Here is an 18,912-nt window from a genome sequence, read left to right on the forward strand (position 1 = left end):
AGAGGAGTAGTCAATGTTCAAGGGCGCAGAAATACGACGTTTACTGATATTTAGCTTGGTTGTGATCGTGATGGCTATGAGTATGAAAGCCTTTGCACAGACGACGCCGAACGTGCGCCTGGGGGTGTTGAAATACGGCACGGTTAATTGGGAAGTGGATGTAATTAAACACCACAAGCTGGATAAAAAATACGGATTCACGTTAGACGTATTATCTTTGGGCAGTAAAAATGCTTCCGCTGTGGCTTTGCAAAGTAATGCAGTGGACATCATTCTAACTGATTGGCTATGGGTAAATCGCCAACGCGCTAACGATAAAGACATTACACTTTTCCCCACTTCTATTGCTACCGGGGGCTTGTATGTTCCAAAAGATTCATCTGCTAAGGATGTTCGCGATTTAGCGAATAAAAAAGTCGGTATTGCTGGTGGCGAGGTGGATAAAAACTGGTTGTTACTGCAGGCATATGCAAAAGCTCAATATGGTTTTGATATAAAAAACAAAACCGCGCCGAGTTTTATGTCTCCTGTTCTACTTAACGTCCTTATGCTCAGAGGCGAGCTTGATGCGGGGATCAACTTTTGGCACTACGGTGCACGCTTAAAAGCCAAAGGGTATCGACTATTGGTCACGGTGCCAGAAATATTACACGCCCTTCACATTGAAAACGATGTGCCTCTGCTGGGCTGGGCATTCAAAAAACCTTGGGCTGATCAGCATGCGAAGAGCATCAAAGGTTTCTTGCGAGCATCACTGGCCGCAAAGCAAATTCTTTACTCATCAGATGATGAATGGGCGCGAATTCGCCATTTAACTAAAGCTGAAAATGATGAGGTGTTTACGGGGTTACAAACCGAATATCGAAGGGGCTTGTTGCATCGATTTGGTCCTGAGGAATTAATGGCAACGAAAGACATATTTACTGTGTTGGCGGAGCATGGTGGACACAACTTGGTAGGCAATGCCACATCCCTAGATGAGCATACGTTCTATGCGTTTGACCAGCGTTTATTGACCTGGCACCCTGTGGTTGAAGATGAAAGCGCTCAATGACATTCCTTCTCGTTGCGCAAACCTGCCTGCTATTGTTGCCTGCTTGTCCTCAATGTCATTTTTGAGCCAGGCTACGCGTCGCTGGTTGTTTATCCGTATAGGGACAGTCTTGCTCGTTGGGGCAATCTGGCAAGCGGCCGCGTGGTTTGTGGCCAGCCCTGATTTCCCTAGCTGCACTGGGGTGCTCAGCAGCATTCATTTTCATCTCACCCAAGGAGATATGCTTTTAAATCTATGGGTCACGCTCAAGCGTGTGGCCATCAGTTTTGTTATTTCAATGCTCATTGGTGTCGTCATAGGCGTGCTGATGGGAACGTATTCAAAGCTCAATCGATTGACTGATACGGCGTTGATCATCGCTTTAAATGTACCTGCTTTGGTAACCATTTTGCTGTGTTATATTTGGTTCGGTTTGGTGGAAAGTGCTGCGATTGCCGCGGTGGTGCTAAACAAAATCCCTACGGTTGTGGTGATGATCCGAGAAGGCGCGCGGGTCGTGGATCACGATTTGCTGGCCGTGGCTAAAATCTATCGATTGTCACCCAGGCGTACCTTTTTCAAGGTGTTTTTGCCGCAATTGTATCCCTTTATCATGGCATCCGCTCGCTCTGGGCTGTCATTGATCTGGAAAATTGTCCTCGTTGTAGAGTTACTTGGACGCAGTGACGGAGTGGGCTTTGCACTAAATACCCAATTTCAGTTCTTTGATATCACTGGTATTTTAGCTTACACATGTGCCTTTATCAGCATCATACTGTGTATCGAAGCCGTTGTTTTTCGTCCACTTGATAGGTTAATCGCTCGGGGAAGTGTGCATGGCTGAACTTACCGTTCGCATCGAAAATAAACAGTACATACAAGGCACGAATGTACTCGATAATATCGAATTTGATTTAGGGGCAGGGGAGTTCGTTGCGATCATTGGCCCTTCGGGCTGCGGTAAAACAACCTTGCTCAATTTAATAAGTGGCCTCGAACCAAGCGAGGCGGGCAATATTGTATTTGATGGCGAGCCTTTGAACGAACAAATGTGTCCTCCAATTGGATACATCTTTCAACAACCCAGATTGATGCCTTGGTTAACGGTTGAGCAAAACTTGAGGTTAGTACAGCCAAACAGCCACTCGGACACCATCGATGAATTACTGTCCAGTGTTGGGCTAGAAGGCAAACAAAACTGCTACCCTCGCACGTTGTCTGGAGGTATGCAGCGCAGAGTCAGTATCGCCCGTGCTTTTCTTATTAACCCCAAATTGTTGCTACTTGATGAGCCGTTTAATTCACTTGATGCCCCTACGGCAGCTCGTCTGCGTTTATTGCTTATTAAATTTTGTCAGCGGCAAGGGTGCAGCGTGATTTTTGTGACGCACGATTTGCAAGAGGCAGTGTACTTAGCCGATCGAATTCTATTCTTGAGTCAGTCGCCGAGTCGTATCGTACATCAAGAATCAGTTGTTCTAACGCGTCCGCGAACAGAATCCGGCGCTGCTGAACTTAGCTGGCAAGCCGCTTTATTAGCAAAATACCCAAGCTTGCTTGCAGGCAGTGTTATTTGATGTGCGCTGACTAGCAAAATGATGAAGTCATCAGAATGACGATACGACTTAATAGAGAAGCTAATAGGGAAGTTAATAGCGAAGCTGTGACCGACGTTACTAAAAATAGACCTCGTCTTTGGGTATCAGAAACACGACAAAGCTTGAGTCAAGAATTGCATAACCGGCCCAGTGTCCAAATGGCGACTTGTTCCACTGTTAGCCACATTGCTGTGCGAATTAACCAAGACCAGAGAGGGAAAGAGTTTCAGCAACTATGCACCTTGTGTGCACGTTATAATGCGCCACCTCCAGAGTTGGATGCGTGTTGCTATTATCAGCATTTCACGGGTTTCGAGATCCGCTGGGAACGACACTTAGAATTCTCCAGTTACACCTTTATCAGAAAGGGCGTCAGTGAGGCTTTATTTGACAGTTTTGCTATTGAGTTTGTGCCCCAGCAATGGTTTGACTCATTAGTGGGTGAGCTTGTTAGTGCGGTTAACTTGGTATTGAGTGATGAGCCCTTCAGCGATACATCACTCTTTCAAGCGTTTGAAAACTATCAAGTCTTCGGTAGCACGGTAGCCAGTGGGCGAGCCAACGTGTTCACTTCCTTTCGAGTTCACAGCGATGGTTTTTCCCGAGTTTATATTCAGTCATCGGCATTGAATACCTATCAAGCAGGTCGCTTAGTGCAGCGTTTGCTGGAAATTGAAACATATCAAATGATGGCGCTGTTAAGTTTGCCCATTGCTAAAGCGTTGTCTGCTGATGTAGCACAAATAGAGCAGCGCTTAGTGGCAATAAATCAAAGTATGGCGAGCACTAAGGATGCTGATGATGGAGAAATGCTCAGCGCTTTATCGCATTTAGCCAATCAAACAGAGCAAATACTGGCTGATATTAGCTATCGATTTAGTGCCACGGATGCCTACTACGAACTTGTGTGCTCACGCATTACTCAGCTCAAAGAGCAAGAGCTAAACCACAAAGAACGCTTAAGTGAGTTTGTCACTCGAAGGCTTGGCCCTGGTGTTAAAACGTGTCAGGCGTTAACGCGCCGATTAGACGCGTTAACCTGTCGCATCGAACGGGCAAGTGGTTTACTGCGAACACGTGTTGATTTATCGATTGAACAACAGAACCAAAAATTGCTCGCTGCGATCAACCGAAGGGGGGAAGTGCAGTTACGCTTGCAACAAATAGTGGAAGGTGTGTCAATTGTGGCGATTGTGTATTACTCCATGAGTCTGCTGGATTACGTACTAAATGCGCTCGCATCGGTTGATTTAGCGCTGGATAAAACCCTAGTGAAGGGCATTTCTGTTCCTGTACTTCTACTTTCTACTTGGCTAGCGATGCGCTTGCTCTTAAGGGCTATCAAAAAACACACTCACTGACTTATTTATTCGATTTTGCTCGGCTACTACCGACGGTTGTGTTTGCAAAATGCGTCCCTCCTTAAGTACTAGTTCTTTTTCGTCATACTAAATAACGCGTGATTTCGTTATCTCGTTCAATTCTTTACCCAGTCTGGTGTTTATATGATCCCGTTGAACGATAACAAAAAACGGGAAACACAATCATGAACACATTAACGAAATTTGGCCTCTTGTCAGTGGCGATCGCTTCTTCTTTCAGTGCTGCGGCTAAAATAGACATATACGAAAACGACGGTTTGAGCTTCAGCGCTGACGGCTTGGTCAATGCTTTCTATTCCAATAGTTCAATTGAAACCACCGATGCAGGCGGGGTCGGTACTGACAGAGATCAATCTCGAGTACGTATGGGGTTTTTACCGAATAATGTAGGCTTTAACTTTTCAAATCAGTTATCAGACATGAAGATTGAAATGCGCTCTTCTTTTTGGGTGTCCATAAACGATTCTGATAATAATCGGGACGCCTCTCCCGCTGATTTAGGGACCGGCTCGTTGATTGACGTTCGCCAATTTTATGCAACAGTCAAAGCCGATTGGGGGGAAGTGCTTATCGGTAAAGACTTCGGTCTGTTTAACCGCGCCAATATTTTAAACGATGAATTGCTCTTGGGCTTTGGCCAAACCTCTGACTTTTTTGGTCTAGTCGATGGCGGTAATGTGACATTCGGTAACATTAGTACTGGCTATACGTATCCTTTCCCTAAGGCGCAGATCACTTATAGGTCGCCTGAATTCAATGGTTTCAAAATTGCGGTGGGCCTGATGGACCCTAACAAAGTGTCATCTGATTCTTCTGAAGATTTACCGCGTTTTGAGGCCGAATTAATGTACAACTCCACGTTTGACAGTGGCTCATTTATGGCGTGGTTAAGTGGTGTTAGCCAATCCAGTGAAGTTGATGGAATAGAACAAGATCAATCAGGCGTGGGCTATGGTGCGAAAGTAAAGTTTGCGGGCTTGGCACTGAGTGCGTCGGGGTATAGCACTAAAGGCTTAGGGCATGTTGCAGGGCTAGATCAGTTGGTTGGCCCTGAGGTGATCGAGACTGACGGTATGTTATTTCAAGCGTCTTATACCCTGCACGACCATAGATTTGTTGTCACCCACGGCAGAACTGAAGTGGAAAACACTGACAGTGTATTGGATGCCGAACATACCAATACGGGGTTGGCTTATTTCAATACGCTGCGCCCGGGACTCACCGCCGTTTTCGAATACAACCACACTGAAGCAGACGTAACGAATTCTTTGGCAGGGGAGGACAATGACACGGTTTCTGTTGGTGCCGTGGTGACATTTTAAGCTGAATGAAAAGCAACGAACACAGGAGTTAGCATAATGCAAAGCGTAAAATTAATGGTGCTGTATCCACAACCAAAAGACAAAGTACAGTTTGAGGGGGACTATGTTTTGCATTTAGCCATGCTTCATCAGGCATTACACATTCCTAAAACGGACGAGCTACCTTACACAGTGACTAAGTTTACTGCTGTCGGGGATGAAATACCCAAGTACTATCAGATGTTTAGTATGCTGTTTAGCTCGATAAATGCATTGCAAAAAACACTGGCAAGCGAAGAAATGCAAAGGGTGGCAAACGATGCTGTTCGTATATCATCTGGGGGAACGCCGAGTATTTTAATTGGAGTTGATGATTAATCGGAAAGTTTTATTACCTGATGCAGTAAAACCCACCGTTTTACTGCATTTTTGTGTTAAAAAACTGTTAATTTCGGGTGGGTTAGGAGCGCTAAATAAGGTAGAATATTTTATTTAAAACATAGTGTTAAGCATCATGTATAAAATTCTAGTTGCTGATGATCACCCTTTATTTCGTGAAGCGATAATCAATACGATCAGTTCTGCGTTTCCAGGCTCTACTACCTACGAAACAGAAGATATTGAATCAACGCTTGAGTTAGTCAAAAGCAATGACGAAATAGACCTGATCTTGCTCGATTTGAACATGCCCGGCATGACGGGGCTTAACGGTTTACTGGATGTTCGTAATGAATGCCCCACCACGCCAGTGGTTATTGTTTCGGCTGAAACTGAAAAGCAAAAAATATTGCAGACCCTTTCTTATGGTGCTGTTGGCTTCATTGCTAAGTCTTCCTCAAAGCAGGTGATTGGCGAGGCTATTCAGAGTGTGTTTGCTGGAAACGTGTATTTACCGCCGAATATTATGCGCAGTCAGGCTGTTGCTAATCAGACCAATGAATGTGAAATTTCTCCCGAAAAAATATCACTCTTGACTCGCCGTGAACTCATTGTGTTAAAACATTTAACCAAAGGTGAGGCCAATAAACAGATTGCTTATAATCTGCATATTTCAGAGACAACCATTAAGTCTCATGTGTCATCTATCCTTAAAAAGTTGGGCGCTACAAACCGTGTGAAAGTGGTGGTGGGTTGCGGCGATATCGACTTTAATCAATATTTAAAACGCTAAGCTTTACGCAACAAATAGAGCATTGATGTTTTCAGTTTCATGGGTTTTACCGGTTTATTAAGCAACAATATTTTGCTGTTCTTGATTTCGTTTTTGAGTGACTGACTGTAGTTGGCTGTGATCATAATAGTCGGGAGGGCGCTTCGCCGAGTTTGATTAATATGGTGTGCCACATCCACGCCCAGTTCACCATCGTTTAAGTGGTAATCGACCATTAGAATATCCACCTCATCGTGAGCAATATTCACCTTTTCCTTTAACGCCTCTAAGCTCACCGCGGTAACCGTATGGCAGCCCCAGCCGGAGAGTAAATGCGACATTCCTTCGCAAACACTGATGTCGTTATCGACTAACCAAATCCGGCAATGTGAAAAATCTGTTGGGCTAACGAACGTCTGTACGTTGGCCAAGTGTTTTGGCAGCTCCTGCTTCGCAGATATGGGTACGGTAACGGAAAACACAGAACCTTTGCCCAACTCAGAATTGACGGTGATTTTATGGCCTAACACATGAGCAATTTTATCGACTATGGCCAGCCCTAAGCCTAGGCCATTGCCAAAGGCGCTTTGTGATGATTTTAAGCGTTTAAATTCTTTAAAAATTTCGGTGAGTTGATCTTGTGCAATGCCGGAGCCGGTATCCCATATTTCTATTGCCACGTGATCTCCCCTGCGTTTACACCCTAGTAATACCTTACCTTGAGCGGCATATCGAAACGCGTTCGACATAAAATTACGTAGAATGCGTGCAAGTAATACGCTGTCGCTATACACCATGATGTTTGATGGCACATAGCGCAATTCGATATTGTATTGGCCGGTGGCTTGCCGGTATTCATTGGCTAAGTTATCCAGTAGCTCTGAGAGTTTAAATATTCCTTTATCTGCTTTGACTACGCCGGCATCTAGCTTGGAGATGTCTATTAGCGTACTGATCAAATTTTCTAAATCATCTAAGGAATTGGTTAATGAGTTGACCAGCGGGAGGGACTCCGCATTAACGAGCGTTTCGCCTAATGAGCTGGTGAAAAGTTGGGCTGCGTTAAGCGGCTGCAGTAAGTCATGACTGACTGCGGCAAGAAACTTTGTTTTTGAAATGTTGGCAAACTCAGCTTCACGTTTAGCCGTGGTGAGGTTGACCTGTGCAAGCCTGCGCTCTTCTGCCTCAATAATGAGTTCATCATTGAGGCTTTTGAGCTGGGACGTGCGCTCAGCCACACGAATTTCAAGCTGGTCGTGGGCTTTTTGCAAGGCGACAGCGTTGCGTCTACGTTCTGTTACGTCTCTGACTAAAACAAAAAATCCTTGTACATTACCGTCACTACTGCGATTAGGTACGTAGGACTTTAACAAATACCGAGATTCACCAGCGTGATTTTTTTCCGCTATCTCAAAGCTGACACTCTCCCCTTTTAGAGCACGTTCAATATAGGGGCGAAGCTGGCGGTAATCAGAATCTACCCGACTATCTTTGATTGATTCACCATCTAAACTGCCTTGGGGCCAACCGTACCAATCTACATAGACTTGGTTGGTAAATTGAAATTTCAAATCACTGCCAATATACGCGATCATGGCGGGTACGTTATCTGTGATGAGTCGTAGCCAACGTTCGCTTTTCTCCAGAGATTCCGCATAGCGATGTCGAACTGTGATATCCGTATAGGTTTTGATTAATTTACCGTTGAGTAATCTGTGGTCGCGTATTTCTAATACGGTGCCGTTTGAGAGGGTTTGTACATAGTAACCGTCTTTATTTCGAGGTCGTTCGCCAAGTTCCAATTCGGTTAAATTGGTTAAATGCTGAAAGTAAGGCATGGAGCGCAATTGATTAGGGGAGAGCTGACTCATTTGCACAAACCGGTTATTCCATACCTCAATCTGGTTGGCGCTACTGATCATGACAACCCCTTGGGATAAGTTGTCTATTAGGCCTTGTAGCAACATGGACTTTTGGATCATGCCTTGTTCGTAGCGGGCGGTTTCAGCTACCTTGACTTCTGTGATGTCAGTGTACAACATCACCCAACCACCTTCGCTTGTGCGCCGCTCGTTGAGTTGAAACCAACGTCCATCGGCTAATTGATACACAGGACTGCTTTGTTCGCCACCTGGGCTTGCACGCCTGATCATACCGCTGGATTTTGCTCTATCTTTCAAATCGTTGAAGTTAGCACCTTCTTGAATGGCCAACCCTGTTTTACCCCAGAACGTGGCAAAGTTAGAATTTTGCAGCAGTATCAAGCCGTCACTATCGAGCAGTACAAAGGCTTCAGAGATACTCTCTATGGCATCGATAAAACGCTGTTTAAATATATTCGCATCTTCATTGGCTTGCTTTAGTGCGCGATGACTATGCTCAACCTCGGCCAAGGTTTCATTTAAAATTTGGGTCTTTTCCCTGACTTGTTCGGCTAAATGTACAGAATGTTCGAACGCCGCGTAGGGCGCATATTGATTACCGCCGCCTTGTTCAACTCTAGATATGAGTGCATCGTTAATTTTTTTAAGCTTCTTGTTTTCAGCCCTTAACTGGGCCAACTCCTGCTGCACGTCTTGACCACTCATTCGTTACCCCCGGCAATGAAAACGCCGGTGAACGTTTGATTTAAATGCGTGCCATCAATATGTTCTCCATAGGTGTTGAAACCACGTATGTTGTATCGCTGTTGCAATTCCTTAGCTTGCTTGAGTTGCTGGCGCTGCTCGATTTCGAGGCGGCGTAAGAAACAATCGCAAGTCAATACTAATTCAGGCTCCCCATATTGGGAGGTCATGCGGCTCAACTCGCTGCTAAGGGATGCGAAAATATCATCCATCACCACAGTGCTCAGCACAATACCTACATCTACGGCGCAGTAGAAGGTCAGGCTCAAGTCAGCTTCATTCACTTTTTGAATAGAACGAATATAGTATTGCCCTCCGACTTTAACTGCCAAGGGGTACAGAGCAAATAACTCTGGGCTAAGCTCACCTACGGTGACATTTAATAGTCTTGCATACTCGAGCGCGGCAGGTTCAGCATTTAACTCAAACACAGTACGACTGTCAGCATCCGCTGCGGTGACGACGACTTTACTTGTGGGGTGTTTGATATGATTACAACTGAAGACTTCAAAAGCACATGTGGTATTTACCATCAATACGATAGCCGCGTTTTGGTAGAAGGACCCTTGGTAGAACACATGCGTTGTGGCTAAATGTATGTCGTCACCCGCAGAGCCGCCAAAATGAGGTATGCCGCCTGACGCAGAATTAAGAGTCACCAAGAATTGCTCCTCGTCGGCGGATAAACCATCGAGTAACGTCAATATAAATGAATGATTTTTGATCGTAGTAAGTTTTTTGACATAGCAATTTTCGGTTAGCTTGTTAATGGTTTCCTGAGCATCTATTAACGTGAAGTTCTCCATTGATTCGACGATTTGCGCGCTAATAGCAAAATGAGAAGCACTAAAGCCAATGGCGATAATGGAGTGCTGTTCGTAGCCATTAGGGGTAATTTCACCGGCGGTGGTGCAACCGACTAAATCAACGCCGTCAAAAGCGGACGCCATATTGGATGCTAAGCGCTGTAATGAATACACAGATGAGCAATAGAAAAGTACAAACGTAATATGTGGGGCTGATAGTTGTTGACGTAATTCTTGGGCGGCAATCGCTGGGTCAATGGAGCGGGTGATGGCTGTTATTGTTTTTATATTGGACATTATTTAAAGCCTTTATATTTTGTTGTGAGCCGAAATCTAACGTCACGTTGCGACTGCTTTTTGACTGCTCATACTGCTCTTTAACTCATCATATAGTGCAAAATGCGTTTACCAAAGCAGATGAGTAGGGTAAAAGCCTAGCTTTAGCTTATGTTGCAATCACACTGATATTGCACACGTTGTGCACCAACTACGCTGATTTTCTGCTCAGCGTTATTTTACTTCTCGTACTCTTATTGATTTTTTATTGTATTTGTCCACCACACATAGTTGCGGACTCTCAATGGTAACAAGACACTCAAGGCATTGAATACATTCATTATAATCAATGTTACCAGTGGGTCTTATGGCGTCGATCGCACATTTTTTATTGCGACAAAGCTGACAAGGGCTACCACATTCTTTGCGGCGCGTTAGCCACTTAAACAACGGGTAACGTCCTAGTACTGCTAAGCCAGCACCTAATGGGCATAAATAGCGACAGTACACTTTGTGAATCTTTAAACTCAGAGCCAGCAATACCAGAGCATAAAGAACGAAAGGCCAGTAGCGCACGAAATTCAATGTAATTGATGTTTTAAATGGCTCAATTTCGGCTAGCTTTTCTGCCAATGTCAGGGAATAGAATGAACATGCCACTAGCCCGAGAAGCACTAAGTATTTTATCTTTTGGGCAAACTTGTGATGTCTCGGTGAAATTTTTAGTTGGCGAATACGCAGCCTAATTGCCAGCATGCCCATAAATTCTTGCAGTGCGCCAAAAGGGCATAGCCAGCCGCAAAACACCCCCCGACCCCATAAAAATAGGGTTACAAACACAAACACCCATAAGATAAAAATAACCGGGTCGAGCAGGAAAACCGTAATATTAAAGTCGCTTCCTAGGGCAAGGAGTAGGGTGTATATATTCACCACGGAGAGTTGGCCTTGGGCGTAGAAACCGACAAAAAATAATACAAATATTAAACTGGCAAAACGCAGTCGATGTACTTTGGTTTGGCTTTTCGCTAGGGAGTGTTGCGTGACGAACACCCATAAAACGAACAGTAGATAGAGCAGGGTGAGACCAATTTGCACCGGGCGATCTAACCATATTTTCTGCCATAATGGACGCTGACTGACTTGACTTAAAGCATCAGGTGTTTCTTCAAACAAGTCTGGGTTTGGGGTGATCGTAAAAGGAAATGCATGCTCTTGTTGATTCAAGAAGGACGAGTGATAGCTTACTGATAAGTTCAAATTGAATGGTTGGCTTATATCAAATCCAGATTGAGATTTAATGCGGAACACACGCTGATCATCAAACTTTGGTAACTGCATAGCAAAGCTTGGTGGGTAGAAGCTGTAAAAATCTATATCTCGAACGTCTACCGGAAACCCACCTTGCTCAGCGTTTAACCGGCTCGAGGTTGTTTGGGGAATAAACTCTTCACTGATAAAGGAGTATTGTCCTTTATTGAATAGCATTAACGCGTGCTCGCCGGGCGACAGCTCTTCTATAAGTCGCTTATATTCTTGGTCGCCCAACAGGTTTCTGCCAATCATAGGGATGTTGACGAACGCCACGTAGATATCAATAAAGTCATCGTGGCCATCCGCTAAGCGTTTCACTTTCTGCGCTAACTTGGGGGAAATGTTCATTGCCTCTTTGGTGCTTACCACCCAATGATGGATATACTTTTTTTCGAGCAGTTGTTTAAAGGTCAATGGATGATAGAAATCTTGCTTAATTTGATGAGGATGCGCCGCTAGAAATCCGTCAAGTTTTTGCCTAGCGACTTTAAGCGCCGATGCGATGATGGTGTCATTGATAACAAGAACGGAAATTGTCGCTCGGGTCACGCCATCAAAGTAGGTATTATCAGCCGAGTGTTGTTCACGGCTATTGATGATGAAACGTTCTTTGATTGAGTGCCCAGGGTATTGTGCGATAAAACTGAACATGGCTTCTTCGCCTAGGCCATGCAAAAAAATCGGTTCATTATGATTAAGGACCTTAATACCAGTGATGATACCTTTGGTATCCAAACCGATGAGAAGGTTGATTGTTTGCCCCGAAAAACCAATGAATTGTGTGAAATCGTCAGATTCAAAGGTATAGCCAAGTAACTCGTTCAATTGGTATACAGGCGTAACAGCAACATCCTCAAGGGGGGCCTCGATCCGGGTTGCGCTTGGAAATATATGTGCGATGTTCGCCGGAACAGTATCGGCGTGACTGACCAATGAAAAAAGGGTCAACAATGTGCCAATAATCAAGGCTAGGTAATTCAGTTGGTAAGATAAACGCATGTTGGATCAGCGAATAAATGTACATACCGCCTGCGGACAGAATCAGGCGGCATGTACTTCTTCAGCTTAGAAGAAACCTAGTGGAGCAGTGTCATAACTCACCAACAAGTTCTTGGTTTGTTGATAATGATCTAACATCATTTTGTGCGTTTCGCGGCCTATGCCAGATTTTTTGTATCCACCAAAAGCTGCGTGAGCAGGGTACAGGTGATAACAATTGGTCCATACGCGACCTGATTCTATTGCCCGCCCCATCTTGTGCGCTAAATTAGCGTCTCGGGTCCAAACGCCTGCACCTAAACCGTAAGCGGTGTCATTAGCGATAGCGACCGCTTCTTCTGGCGTTTTGAACGTAGTGACTGAAATAACAGGCCCAAAAATTTCTTCTTGGAAAACACGCATTGAGTTGTCGCCTTTGAGGATAGTAGGCTGAATGTAGTACCCATCATCAATTGCCGGTGCAGATTCTTCAGAGAACCCTCCAGTTAACACGGAAGCGCCTTCTTCACGGCCAATATCAATGTAACCCATAATTTTATCGAACTGAATTTTCGATACCTGAGCACCTACCATAGTGCTGTCATCAAGAGGATTGCCACGAATGATTTTTTTCGTTTTTTCTAGAACACGCTCCATAAACTCATCGAAGATATCTTCTTGCACTAAGGCACGTGAAGGGCATGTACAGACTTCCCCTTGGTTGAAGAAACCCAAAGCAAAACCTTCAGCGCATTTATCGAGGTAATCATCTTCAAAGTTGGTAATGTCTTTGAAGAAAATATTCGGGGATTTACCACCAAGTTCTACCGTAGAGGGAATGAGATTTTCAGCTGCACATTTTAAAATGTGGCCGCCTACCGCAGTTGAACCAGTAAAAGCAATTTTTGCAATGCGTGTACTTGTTGCTAAAGCTTCACCGGCTTCTTTGCCGAAACCGTTAACGATATTAAGCACGCCCGCAGGTAGGATATCAGCAATCAATTCGGCCAACACAAGGATACTTGCAGGTGTTTGCTCAGCAGGTTTAAGCACGATGCAATTACCTGCTGCGAGTGCTGGCGCTAATTTCCATGCTGCCATTAAAATAGGGAAGTTCCATGGGATAATTTGCCCTACAACGCCCATTGGCTCATGAAAGTGATAGGCAACTGTGTTGTCATCAATTTGCGAGAGTGTACCTTCTTGGGCTCTTATGCAGCCAGCGTAATACCGGAAATGGTCGACGGCTAATGGAATATCTGCGCCCATGGTCTCTCTGATGGGTTTACCATTGTCCCACGTTTCTGCAACAGCGAGTCTGGTCAGGTTTTCTTCCAAGCGGTCCGCTATTTTTAATAGGATATTTGAGCGCTCTTGCACAGAGGTTTTACCCCATGCGTCTTTTGCGGCATGAGCTGCATCAATCGCCAATTCAATATCTTCTGCACTAGAGCGAGGGATCTCACAAAATTCTTCGCCAGTAACAGGGGTTAGATTATTAAAGTAAACACCTTTAACTGGCGCTACCCATTCACCGCCGATAAAGTTTTCATACTTAGCTTTAAAATTGATTACAGCATCAGCGCTGCCTGGGTTTGCATAGATCATAATGTACCTCGTATCATTGACTGGAAAATTCAGCGTATGTTTGGTTCAAAGGATTTACCCTTAAGGGATGAAGCCAATGTGCTAGTTCGGGTACTAGAATAGGCGGCAAGCGTTGCTCAGCACCATGCTTCCTTTGCACAAAAAAACTCATACTTTAGAAGTAGGATATAGGTCTATAGCGGGATACAGCGGGTTTAGAAGGGAGACTTCGGTTGTTAATAGCTAAGTAGTAGGGATAAAAAAGCCCTCAGTGTGAAGAGGGCCGGTTTCTATGAACTAATGATGGTACAGCGCTTTAAGCGAAAGCTTGCTCAAGGGATTGGTTACCATTAAACAACTCGTACGTGCTGTTGTTTACATTTTGGTTGCCTAGCACGAATACCAACGCATCGGCGACGTCTTCTCGGGTGATGATCATCTTTTCTTTACTGTCGGGTTTAGCGGTTTGGAAACCGCCTTTGGCATCTTCATCTTTTAAACTACCCGGACGTAAAACAGTGTAATTGAGACCGCTATTTATTAAATGCTCGTCGGCCATGTGCTTAGCGACTAAATAGGGCTTCATCTCATCTGAGCCTTGCGCTGGGTCATCGGCGCCGATAGAGCTGATCATAACGAATTGAGACACATTTGCTGCTTTTGCATAATCTACCGCCTTGCACGCAGACCATAAATCGATAAGCATGGTTTTATCTGCGCCGGTACTACCGCCAGAACCCGCTGCGAATATGACTCTATCGCAACCTTTAAATGCATGACTAAAATCTTGTTCTAAATCACCTTCCACTACGTCTAAGTTCTCGCTCTTGATATCGCTTAATTTAGACTTGTCTCTTACTAGCCCAACAACCGTCGTGCCATCGTCAAGTAGCTTCTGTGTGGTCATTTTGCCGATCTGTCCGCTTGCACCTATTATTAACGTCTTGCTCATTTTATTTCTCCTAAAGTCTAGTATTCCTCGCGTAAATAAACCGCTTATGATGGCGGTGTTGTTTTAATAAGGCTGAGCATATCTTTGCTCATGGCCTAATAACACTGGGGTCTTATTTATTGATTTCAATGAATAAGAGGTTATTAGCATTCGTACGACGATCTATGCGATAAAGACCATAGGGAGGGAATAAGAAAAGCAATTCGCACGCAAAATGTACATGTTGTACGTAAGTTCAGCGAATGATAGCCAATAAAAGCAATTAAATGTGAAATGACGCGTGGAGTGCTTGTTTTTTAAAACGCAGCCCCAAGGTCTATTACTAGCAACAAGAAGACGTACAGTAAGAAATACAGTACAACAAAGAAGTAACGTTAATCCAAAAGGAAAACCTATGAAAATAAATCTTTCAGGTCACCATGTAGAATTAAGCGATACCGTAAAAGAACATGTAAACGAAAAATTTTCTAAGCTAGCCAGCCATTTTCCAACTTTAATCGCCCTTGATATCATTATTTCCAAAGAGCATGGCGAGTTCGATGTAGAAATCAGCACCCAATATGAGGGCTCACGTATTTCGGCCTCAGCAGAGAATCCGGTTATGTATCCTGCTATTTCTAAGGCAGCCAAAAAGCTAGATGCTGCGCTCAAGCACCGCAAAGGTCAGTTGAAAGGGGATTTACACAAAAAACCTGAGTGCACCACCCCTGATATCGCCCATGAAATTATTCAAGAGATGGATTTGCGTTAAAATACATCATCTTTCTTCTTAGATTACCTAGCCGCTCTTTGAAGCGGCTTTTTTATGGAAAACGCTAAGGGTGAAGGGGGGACGAGAAAATACCACCCTAGACAGCTAACATAACCTTTATTAATATGCGCGGCTGCAAAGTCGCTCTTTGCAGAATGCGCCGCACGCCACCATAGCCTAATTATATAATGTGAGAACACAGTGTTGATCAGCGAACTTCAATTTCAATTTAGTGACGCCCAAGTGGCCAACCGATTTCTTAATGAGTTGACGCATTGGACGTCATCATCGGGCAATGTGGCTGTTAAAGCCAAACTGTCCAAAGGTTCTGATACCGTGAGTGTTAAATACCAATTCGACGGTAAAGGGTTTGATTACACCTGCTCTGAACTTGACGATTTGGCCAATCAGTATGGCGGGGAAGAGGTTTAAAAAGCGGCTTTAAAGTGAGTGTGAGAAGCGAGAAGTCATAAACGAAAAGATTAAACGCCCAAGCATAAAGCACATGGGCGTGATTCAATGAAAACGTATAATAGTCGTTATGAGACTGACACACTGGGATGAAACGTCGTGACAACTTCAGCGATTTGTTCGCGAAGCCACATATGCGCGTGATCATGATCCGCACTCACATGCCAGTACAAAAAGTATTCTACTGGAGCCAATTCAAAAGGTAATTCGTATATTGAGCAATCATAATGCTTAGCAAGATGATATGGCACACATGCGATTAAATCGGTCTTTACAATCACCGCAGGCACGGTCAAAAAGTGTTGGCCACGCATCACCACACGCCGTTTTAAATTGAGTTTATCCAGTGCAACATCAATTGGACCCGCACCCGTGCGGCGCTGAGAAATATTGATGTGCCCAAGCTGTAAGAAAGTGTCTAAATTTAACCCTTGGCTTAGTGCTGGGTGATTGCGCCGCGCGATGACAACAAACCTATCTTCTGCAATTTTCTGTTTACACAAATGTGGATCAACAAATGCCGAGGAGGCATCCGCGTAAAAATCTAAACTACCACTTGCCATCGCAGACACAATATTGCTGCGCGAAATATCGTAATTGGTGAGCGTTATGTTTGGCGCTACGTTCTGCAGCTGAGCGGTGAGCCTCGGCATAATACTCGCTTCGAGTAAGTCTCTGGCAGCGAAGTTGTAGCTTATTTCTGCTGTAGCGGGATCGAATGTATGACTTTCCTGCACACTTTTACGCAATAAGCCCAGTGCTTCGCGAGCGGGACCGATGATATTCTGCGCCGCTGGAGTCGGCGTCATGCTGTGGCCTGTGCGCACAAACAGCGGGTCGTTCAACATTTCTCGTAGGCGTGCGAGTGAGTTACTGACCGCCGGTTGTGTGATACACAATACGTCTGCCGCTTTAGTCAAACTACCGGCGGTATATATCGCATCGAATACGGCAAAAAGATTAAGATCTATTCTATTTAAATTCATAGTATTTTCACTTTACGCTCTAATTAGGCTTAGGGTAGCCTAAATAATCCATCATTTGAGGTAATGTTGGATTATACAGAACATTCATTAAATTAATAGAACGAGAATGACGCTTGGATGTAAGAAATTGTAATAAAGTGCTTTAATTCAAGCATATAGCTGAAAACAGAGGGCTTTTGTTACTGACTGGTATAAAAAAGCCACCCAAGTAGGTGGCTTATATTGGAGGGGACAGATTTAGTAGTTTGCATTACCCGGTGTACGTGGGAAAGCAATTACGTCTCGGACGTTTTGCATGCCAGTGACATAAGCAACTAACCGTTCGAAACCGAGACCAAAACCAGAGTGAGGCACTGTGCCATAGCGACGTAAATCGCGGTACCAACTGTAATCTTCTTGATCTAATCCCATTTCAGCTAAGCGACGATCAAATACGTCAAGGCGTTCTTCACGTTGTGAACCACCAATGATCTCACCGATCCCGGGAGCGAGTACATCCATAGCGGCAACGGTTTTATTGTCGTCGTTAATACGCATATAAAACGCTTTTATGTCTTTTGGATAGTTCTGCATGATAATTGGCGCGCCTACATGCTCTTCTGCCAAATAGCGCTCGTGCTCTGACGACAAGTCAACGCCCCAGGAAACTGGGAACTCGAACTTCTTGCCACAATTTTGCAAAATCTCAATGGCGTCGGTGTAGTCCATGCGCACGAAGTCTTGCTCTATGACTTTTTCTAACCGCGTTATCGCATCCTTGTTGATCCGCTGTGCGAAGAAGGCCATGTCATCAGCGCGTTCAGCCAGTACTGCTTTAAACACGTATTTAAGCAAATCTTCAGACAATTGAGCGATATCGCTCAGATCGGCAAACGCCACTTCAGGCTCAATCATCCAAAATTCAGCTAAGTGACGGCTGGTGTTTGAATTTTCTGCACGAAACGTTGGACCAAACGTATAGATTTTTGACATCGCTGTCGCGTATGTCTCACCGTTTAATTGCCCTGATACCGTTAGGAAGGTTTCTTTCCCAAAGAAGTCTTGGCTGAAATCAACTTGACCTTGTTCGGTTGTTGGTACATTCATCATGTCTAGAGTAGACACGCGAAACATTTCGCCTGCGCCTTCGGTATCGCTGGCGGTTAAGATAGGTGTGCTCACCCAGCAATAACCGTTTTCATGGAAAAAGCGATGAATTGCTTGAGACAAACAGTTTCGTACACGGGTCACTGCGCCAATCACGTTTGTTCTTGGGCGCAAATGAGCGTGTTCGCGAAGGTATTCTAAACTATGGCGCTTCGGGGCCATAGGGTAGGTATCTGGGTTTTCTACCCAGCCAACGATTTCAATCTCATCGGCTTCTATTTCAAGCGATTGGCCTTGGCCTTGCGATTCCTTAAGCACGCCAGTGGCGATGATGGAGCAGCTAGTGGTTAACCGTTGAATGTCGGCATAATTATTCAGGGTATTCAGGGCGATGACCTGAATAGGGTCAAAGCAACTTCCGTCATGCAAAGCAACGAAGGATAAACCAGCTTTCGAGTCACGGCGGGTTCTCACCCAACCTTTTACGGTGACCTGCTGACCTACTGAATATTTACCGGCAAAAATATCTGCCACTGGGGCTTGCGCCATGTTTTCTCTCCAAACCACTTTGGGTATTTAGTAAAATTTAGCAATGCTAAATTATGTCATTCTTT

Annotated in this window: 16 protein-coding genes; 9 read left to right on the plus strand and 7 right to left on the minus strand. The window is 44.5% G+C overall.

Going from position 1 to position 18,912, the window contains the following annotated elements:
* The first annotated feature begins 13 nt into the window (after positions 1 to 13).
* The 7 genes from PATL_RS09515 (at position 14) to PATL_RS09545 (ending at position 6,485) form a co-directional block, all read left to right on the plus strand.
* The gene (locus PATL_RS09515; protein ID WP_011574682.1) at positions 14 to 1,054 is read left to right on the plus strand and encodes an ABC transporter substrate-binding protein; all 1,041 of its coding nucleotides are present in this window, start codon (positions 14 to 16) and stop codon (positions 1,052 to 1,054) included.
* A complete protein-coding gene (locus tag PATL_RS09520; protein WP_041713630.1) occupies positions 1,038 to 1,877 on the plus strand; it encodes an ABC transporter permease in 840 nt (279 codons plus the stop codon). The genes PATL_RS09515 and PATL_RS09520 overlap by 17 nt, the downstream gene beginning before the upstream one ends.
* Positions 1,870 to 2,610 carry an ABC transporter ATP-binding protein gene (locus PATL_RS09525; protein WP_011574684.1) on the plus strand — a complete coding sequence of 247 codons (741 nt, stop codon included), beginning with the start codon at positions 1,870 to 1,872 and terminating at the stop codon, positions 2,608 to 2,610. Before PATL_RS09520 ends, PATL_RS09525 begins: the two co-directional genes overlap by 8 nt.
* 35 nt (positions 2,611 to 2,645) lie before the next feature.
* Complete coding sequence (locus PATL_RS09530) at positions 2,646 to 3,992, plus strand: DUF3422 family protein (RefSeq protein ID WP_011574685.1); 1,347 nt, start codon at positions 2,646 to 2,648, stop codon at positions 3,990 to 3,992.
* Between the two features lie 185 nt (positions 3,993 to 4,177).
* Positions 4,178 to 5,335: a porin gene (locus tag PATL_RS09535; RefSeq protein WP_011574686.1), complete on the plus strand. Its 1,158-nt coding sequence runs from the start codon at positions 4,178 to 4,180 to the stop codon at positions 5,333 to 5,335.
* A gap of 36 nt (positions 5,336 to 5,371) precedes the next feature.
* Entirely contained in the window at positions 5,372 to 5,692 is a 321-nt protein-coding gene (locus PATL_RS09540; RefSeq protein WP_011574687.1) for an EthD family reductase, read from the plus strand.
* A gap of 136 nt (positions 5,693 to 5,828) precedes the next feature.
* A complete protein-coding gene (locus PATL_RS09545) occupies positions 5,829 to 6,485 on the plus strand; it encodes a response regulator (RefSeq protein ID WP_011574688.1) in 657 nt (218 codons plus the stop codon).
* Here PATL_RS09545 and PATL_RS09550 read toward each other — a convergent pair.
* The 5 genes from PATL_RS09550 to PATL_RS09570 form a co-directional block, all read right to left on the minus strand.
* Positions 6,482 to 9,052, minus strand: a complete 2,571-nt coding sequence (locus PATL_RS09550) for a hybrid sensor histidine kinase/response regulator (protein ID WP_011574689.1) — start codon at positions 9,050 to 9,052, stop codon at positions 6,482 to 6,484. The genes PATL_RS09545 and PATL_RS09550 overlap by 4 nt on opposite strands.
* Positions 9,049 to 10,194 (minus strand): nitric oxide-sensing protein NosP, encoded by a 1,146-nt coding sequence (gene nosP, locus PATL_RS09555; protein ID WP_011574690.1) that lies wholly within the window; start codon positions 10,192 to 10,194, stop codon positions 9,049 to 9,051. The genes PATL_RS09550 and nosP overlap by 4 nt, the downstream gene beginning before the upstream one ends.
* 213 nt (positions 10,195 to 10,407) lie before the next feature.
* Positions 10,408 to 12,486, minus strand: coding sequence for a 4Fe-4S binding protein (locus PATL_RS09560; RefSeq protein WP_011574691.1), 2,079 nt, complete (start codon positions 12,484 to 12,486; stop codon positions 10,408 to 10,410).
* Between the two features lie 66 nt (positions 12,487 to 12,552).
* Entirely contained in the window at positions 12,553 to 14,073 is a 1,521-nt protein-coding gene (locus PATL_RS09565) for an acetaldehyde dehydrogenase ExaC (protein ID WP_011574692.1), read from the minus strand.
* A 295-nt stretch (positions 14,074 to 14,368) separates the two neighbouring features.
* Positions 14,369 to 15,004, minus strand: coding sequence for an SDR family oxidoreductase (locus PATL_RS09570; RefSeq protein ID WP_011574693.1), 636 nt, complete (start codon positions 15,002 to 15,004; stop codon positions 14,369 to 14,371).
* A gap of 394 nt (positions 15,005 to 15,398) precedes the next feature.
* Between PATL_RS09570 and raiA the strand changes: the two genes are divergently transcribed.
* A complete protein-coding gene (gene raiA, locus PATL_RS09575) occupies positions 15,399 to 15,755 on the plus strand; it encodes a ribosome hibernation-promoting factor, HPF/YfiA family (protein ID WP_006993757.1) in 357 nt (118 codons plus the stop codon).
* A 201-nt stretch (positions 15,756 to 15,956) separates the two neighbouring features.
* Positions 15,957 to 16,187, plus strand: a complete 231-nt coding sequence (locus PATL_RS09580) for a hypothetical protein (RefSeq protein WP_011574694.1) — start codon at positions 15,957 to 15,959, stop codon at positions 16,185 to 16,187.
* Between the two features lie 107 nt (positions 16,188 to 16,294).
* On the opposite strand, the gene PATL_RS09585 is transcribed toward PATL_RS09580, so the two are convergent.
* Together PATL_RS09585 and asnS are read right to left on the minus strand one after the other, a co-directional pair.
* Positions 16,295 to 17,212, minus strand: coding sequence for a LysR family transcriptional regulator (locus PATL_RS09585; protein WP_011574695.1), 918 nt, complete (start codon positions 17,210 to 17,212; stop codon positions 16,295 to 16,297).
* 237 nt (positions 17,213 to 17,449) lie between these two features.
* A complete protein-coding gene (gene asnS / locus PATL_RS09590; protein ID WP_011574696.1) occupies positions 17,450 to 18,847 on the minus strand; it encodes an asparagine--tRNA ligase in 1,398 nt (465 codons plus the stop codon).
* Positions 18,848 to 18,912: the final 65 nt, after the last annotated feature.

The sequence above is a fragment of the Paraglaciecola sp. T6c genome, from assembly GCF_000014225.1.
GTDB classification, from domain to species: domain Bacteria; phylum Pseudomonadota; class Gammaproteobacteria; order Enterobacterales; family Alteromonadaceae; genus Paraglaciecola; species Paraglaciecola atlantica_A.

Excerpts from the sequence above, each read along its gene's own strand:
- nosP (WP_011574690.1), bottom strand. The coding sequence starts at position 10,194 with ATGTCCAATATAAAAACAATAACAGCCATCACCCGCTCCATTGACCCA.
- PATL_RS09560 (WP_011574691.1), bottom strand. The coding sequence starts at position 12,486 with ATGCGTTTATCTTACCAACTGAATTACCTAGCCTTGATTATTGGCACA.
- PATL_RS09545 (WP_011574688.1), top strand. The coding sequence starts at position 5,829 with ATGTATAAAATTCTAGTTGCTGATGATCACCCTTTATTTCGTGAAGCG.
- PATL_RS09535 (WP_011574686.1), top strand. The coding sequence starts at position 4,178 with ATGAACACATTAACGAAATTTGGCCTCTTGTCAGTGGCGATCGCTTCT.
- PATL_RS09550 (WP_011574689.1), bottom strand. The coding sequence starts at position 9,052 with ATGAGTGGTCAAGACGTGCAGCAGGAGTTGGCCCAGTTAAGGGCTGAA.
- raiA (WP_006993757.1), top strand. The coding sequence starts at position 15,399 with ATGAAAATAAATCTTTCAGGTCACCATGTAGAATTAAGCGATACCGTA.
- PATL_RS09520 (WP_041713630.1), top strand. The coding sequence starts at position 1,038 with ATGAAAGCGCTCAATGACATTCCTTCTCGTTGCGCAAACCTGCCTGCT.
- asnS (WP_011574696.1), bottom strand. The coding sequence starts at position 18,847 with ATGGCGCAAGCCCCAGTGGCAGATATTTTTGCCGGTAAATATTCAGTA.
- PATL_RS09565 (WP_011574692.1), bottom strand. The coding sequence starts at position 14,073 with ATGATCTATGCAAACCCAGGCAGCGCTGATGCTGTAATCAATTTTAAA.
- PATL_RS09515 (WP_011574682.1), top strand. The coding sequence starts at position 14 with ATGTTCAAGGGCGCAGAAATACGACGTTTACTGATATTTAGCTTGGTT.
- PATL_RS09525 (WP_011574684.1), top strand. The coding sequence starts at position 1,870 with ATGGCTGAACTTACCGTTCGCATCGAAAATAAACAGTACATACAAGGC.
- PATL_RS09530 (WP_011574685.1), top strand. The coding sequence starts at position 2,646 with ATGACGATACGACTTAATAGAGAAGCTAATAGGGAAGTTAATAGCGAA.
- PATL_RS09570 (WP_011574693.1), bottom strand. The coding sequence starts at position 15,004 with ATGAGCAAGACGTTAATAATAGGTGCAAGCGGACAGATCGGCAAAATG.
- PATL_RS09540 (WP_011574687.1), top strand. The coding sequence starts at position 5,372 with ATGCAAAGCGTAAAATTAATGGTGCTGTATCCACAACCAAAAGACAAA.
- PATL_RS09585 (WP_011574695.1), bottom strand. The coding sequence starts at position 17,212 with ATGAATTTAAATAGAATAGATCTTAATCTTTTTGCCGTATTCGATGCG.